The following is a 4,628-nucleotide window of genomic DNA, read 5'->3' as shown; positions in this document are numbered from 1 at the left end:
AACTAACTGACTGACTTATGCAGATTTTATTTTTTGAATAATGGCTGAGACAAAAAAAATATTTGAAAGCTGTTGCGATAATATAATGCAAATTGATGTTTGAAGTATTTATTACAATGCCTTTATTTGAAGCGTAGAGCCTTATTTTTAGGGACTTTTTTATCTAGGTATACATTTATATATACTTTACTAAAAAACACTGCTTACGGCAGTATTTTAAATTTTTTAAAAAAATGTTTTTTTGTTGACTTTAAAATTATTTTGTGTATATTAGTAATTGCTAGATAAAATTATAAAATGCATCAAAAACAAAAGCCTGAGAAACTTTTGCAGCATTGAAGGAAAGAAAATATGAAAGTTGATAGAGGTATAATACTATCTTCTAAAGAGTTGTATACTCAGAAGAAAAATAACAGTAATTGTTCTTTAATTTTAATAAGCTTGAAATGCGGTACAAGTGTGAATAACTATCTCTCAAATAGTTTCTTTCCTGCTTGTATTTTATCTAGCAATAAAAATAAAGCCTTGTACCGCTTTCTATATATTTTTTTGATTCTAAAATTCGTTGAAATTATTATTTTTTATTATTGCTAATAAAAATTGTTCGCTAAAAATGTATAGCAAATAAATTTGCTATACGCTCACAATTTTTATAATTGGCTTTCTAATATTTAAAAACTATTATTTTTTTAATATATTTCTTTTTTGAAAATCTATTTTACAGATAATTTTTTGTAAGTTTGTTGTTTTATACTTAATTGTATAATATTAATGATTTTATGAATAAATATTTTTATTGTATTTTTTTAATTAATTTCTCTAATTCATCATAATAAACATTTTCAAGCTTTTTTATAAACTCTTTATTCTTTTTATAATTGATTTTATCATTATTTAGTTCTATATAAACTTCTTTTATATCAAGGCATTCAAGCATAGTTTGAAGCTTCTTTTTATATTTTCTATCTTTGCATGCATTGTAAAACATTAAAATAGTCTTTACATGTTTAAAAGAATCATCAAATATTTCTTCAAACTCTTTTAATTTTTCTATATTCCAAGAAGTTAAATCTTTATTAAAATATAAAGCATTATTAAACATATATTTCATATCAGTAACATTTGATACATTCCAAGTTTCAATACCGTCAAAATTTTTTCTTTTGCTATCTTGAAACAAGTATGACATGTCAATCATATTACTTGTGTCTATATCAGATAGATTTATATTTTCATCTTTTAGTAAATCAAGTAAAGCATATTTGTATTTTACAATATATTTTTTATTCATTTTGCAGTTTTCTTTATTTTAATTTTTAAACTCTTATATTTGGTATATCAAATACTTTTCCGTTTTCAAAGTTTTTCACTTTCTCTTTTTCTGTAACAGTAATAAATACCTGTCCCAATGTTTTTATGTATTCTAGTATATTATCGCGTCTTGTATTATCAAGCTCGAGCATAGCATCATCAATTAATAAAATAGGGGATTTTCTTCTATACTCGGATAATATTTTCTCGCTTGCAAGTTTCATTATAAGAGTAAACATTCTCTTCTCGCCCTGAGATGAGAATTTTTTTGAAAGTGAATCTTTATAAAAAAATTGATACTCTGCTCTGTGTATTCCAAAATATGTCGTACGCATTCTTATTTGTTCGCTTAAAGTACTTTCTAGTTTTTTTACGTATTCATTTTCATTTAAAATATCTTCTATAGTAGACTGATACTTTATTGTATAAGGGTTTTCATTATTGAAAATATTTTTATATATTTCATTCATTTTATCTTCTAAAAGGGAAGAATATTTTTTATTTTCGTTTGCTATATAAATAGAAAGCTTTGCTATATCACTATTATAAATATATGCTTCATTAGGCTTTGTGCTTAAACAAACATTTCTCATTTTTAGGAGTTTATTATATTTTATTAATGCAGTTAAATACTCTAATGATATTGTTGATATAAGCATATTAAAATAATCGCGTCTTAATTTTGGCTCTGCTATAACTAAATCCGTATCATTAGGCAGAAATATAACATAAAGTATTCTACCTATCAAATCCTTTCTTGATGATACTTCTTTTTTATCAATAAATACCTTTTTTACTTTTTTTTGATATGCTATTTCTATATTTGTATCATAATTTAATTCATCTTCTCTGAAAACGCCTCGTAAAAAATAGTTATCATTTCCATTTTTTACAAGCTCTCTGTCAAGTCTTGTTCTAAATGACACGCCGTTTCCAAGCATGTATACTGCCTCAAGTATATTTGTCTTACCGCATCCGTTATGTCCGTAAAGTACATTAATTTTATCAGAAAATTCAAATACATTTTCATTATAATTTCTAAAAGAACGAATTGTAAGTTCTTTGAGTATCATTTTTATTTAAGCCTTTTGTTTTATTAGTGAGAAGTATTATATATTAAAAGTTTTAAAAATAGTAGTGTTTTTATTATAATGAAAAGCTATTATTAGAAACATTTTTTTATTTTTATATTTTTATACCCATTATATTTTAATATGCCTTCATCTTGAGTTAATAAAATTAAATTATTTATTTTGGCAGTAGCTAATATAATTGCATCAGGAAGTTTTATAGAAATTTCTCTTTTTATTAAAATAGTTTCATTTTTAATATAATTATCTAAATTTATAATATCAATACTTTTAAGAAAATCTTTTATTATATTTTCTTCTTCCGATGTTATTTTTGGATAACATAGTAATTCTATTTCCGATATTATAGATGTATACACATTGTATTCACTATCTAATAAAAATTTACCGCTTAGAAAATATATAATTGCATTTGTATCAAGTAATATATTATTTCCATTCATTTCTTATTTCTTTTTGGAATTCTAACGGATCTTTTTCTAATATTTTTAAACTTCCGCTAAATTTATTCAAATCATTTTTTCCATACTTTTTTTGTTTATTTAGTAATAAATCATAAAAATCTATTATCTGTTTTTTTGATTCATTATCCAATACAGATAAATCCAAAATTTCCATAAGAATTTCCTATTAAAATGAATTACTCTTCTCCTATACTCATAGGCATGATGATGTAATAATAATCCTCTCTTTCTATCTCTTTTACCATAGTAGGGCTTGAATCTTTATTAACCATAAAAGTAACTATTTCCGAATCAATTTGTTTTATAACATCTTGAATATAAGTATAATTGTAAGCAACAGAATGCTCTTCGCCTGAATATTTTATATCAATCTCTTCTAAAGATTCTCCCATCTCTTGGTTAATACCTTTTACTTTAAGAGATTCTTCAGAAACAGTTAATATCATTCTTTTTGAGCGTACATCATTAATCATAGGTACAATTCTTCTTATAGCATCAAGCAAATCATTTTTATTAACCCTAAAACTATATGCAAACTCTTTTGGAATTACCTGTCTGAAATTAGGATATTTTCCTTCTATAAGGCTTGATACAAAATCGTATTTTCCTATTTGGAAATATACCTGCTGTCCATCAACTCCCATTTTTACCTGTTCTACTTCATCATAATTGGCAGTAACAAGTATTTCATTTAATACTTTAGGCTCTATTATTATAGAGAAAGATCCGTTTTCCACTCCTTCAAATTCTCTTTCTATAACAGCCATTCTTCTGCCGTCAGTAGCAACAGCAAGAAATTTAGAATCAGTTTTTTCAAAGCATATACCTCTTAAAGCAGGTTTAAATGGTTCTTTAGCTATAGAAGAAATAGTTTTATTAATCATAGTAACTAATTCTTTAGTAGGAAGCATTATATAGCTTATATCTCCGTTGCTTTCTGGATATGCTGGGAAATCATCAGTTTTCATTCCAATGATTAAATGTTTAGTTTTTCCGTTTTCAGATTCTATATTAATCTTTTCATTTTCTTCAACATTTATAGTAATGAGTCCGTCCGGCATCTCTTTTAATATAGAACTTATTTTTTTAGCATATACAGCAACTGCCCCTTCACCTTCGCAGTCATCAAGTATTATTCTGCTTCTAGCCCAAACAGAGCCGTCAGTAGCAGTTAATGTAAGCATATTTCCCGCAAGATGAAAAAGTACATTGCTTTCTATATTATAAATTACTTTGCCTTCAACAACATTTTCTGTAACCCCGATAGATTTAACTATATCCTTTTTTAAACATCTAAATCTCATTGCTTCCTCTTTTATTTATTTTAATTTTATTAAATTCTAAAAAACTTATAATATTTGTATTCTAATTTTAACATTAAAAACTATTTTTTACAATATGTTTTAATTTATAAACTTGTTTAAGAGCCATAGATATTGCACATTTTTGGTTTAAAAAAAGAAGGTATTCCTTATAATTTAAATAAGCACAAATAAACAAAAAGGAATACCTATGAAACAATATAATACAAATCAGAAAAAAAGATAGTAGAGATTATCAATAAAGTTAAAAATAAAAAAGTTCAGGCTCTCAAATTTAATATTAGTATTAGAACTTATTATTATTGGAAGAAAAAATTAGAAGAAACAGATAGTATAGAAAATAGGAGTAGGAAACCTAAAAATAGTCCTCATAAATTAAAAAATAAAAAGATTATTAATAAAATTGTTGAAATACGAAAGAAATATAAATATGGTAAAAC

Annotated in this window: 5 protein-coding genes and 1 pseudogene; 1 reads left to right on the top strand and 5 read right to left on the bottom strand. The window is 24.5% G+C overall.

Annotation, left to right across the window (positions count from 1 at the left end; translation table 11 throughout):
• Positions 1-793 precede the first annotated feature (793 nt).
• The 5 genes from F811_RS0100585 to dnaN form a co-directional block, all read right to left on the bottom strand.
• A complete protein-coding gene (locus F811_RS0100585) occupies positions 794-1,291 on the bottom strand; it encodes a BspA family leucine-rich repeat surface protein (protein ID WP_020003375.1) in 498 nt (165 codons plus the stop codon).
• Between the two features lie 25 nt (positions 1,292-1,316).
• Complete coding sequence (gene recF / locus F811_RS0100580; RefSeq protein ID WP_020003374.1) at positions 1,317-2,384, bottom strand: DNA replication/repair protein RecF; 1,068 nt, start codon at positions 2,382-2,384, stop codon at positions 1,317-1,319.
• Between the two features lie 92 nt (positions 2,385-2,476).
• The gene (locus F811_RS0100575) at positions 2,477-2,845 is read right to left on the bottom strand and encodes a type II toxin-antitoxin system VapC family toxin (protein ID WP_020003373.1); all 369 of its coding nucleotides are present in this window, start codon (positions 2,843-2,845) and stop codon (positions 2,477-2,479) included.
• On the bottom strand, positions 2,832-3,020 hold the full coding sequence (locus tag F811_RS0100570) for a hypothetical protein (protein ID WP_013113461.1): 189 nt from the start codon (positions 3,018-3,020) through the stop codon (positions 2,832-2,834). Before F811_RS0100570 ends, F811_RS0100575 begins: the two co-directional genes overlap by 14 nt.
• A gap of 22 nt (positions 3,021-3,042) precedes the next feature.
• Complete coding sequence (gene dnaN / locus F811_RS0100565) at positions 3,043-4,170, bottom strand: DNA polymerase III subunit beta (RefSeq protein ID WP_013113460.1); 1,128 nt, start codon at positions 4,168-4,170, stop codon at positions 3,043-3,045.
• A gap of 208 nt (positions 4,171-4,378) precedes the next feature.
• Here dnaN and F811_RS16895 point away from each other — a divergent pair.
• A pseudogene (locus F811_RS16895) lies at positions 4,379-4,628 on the top strand (hypothetical protein); the annotation flags it as partial.

The organism is Brachyspira innocens ATCC 29796, from assembly GCF_000384655.1.
Classification (GTDB): domain Bacteria; phylum Spirochaetota; class Brachyspiria; order Brachyspirales; family Brachyspiraceae; genus Brachyspira; species Brachyspira innocens.
The sequence above is the reverse complement of the archived record's forward strand: the minus strand, read 5'-3'. Positions and strand labels throughout refer to the sequence as shown.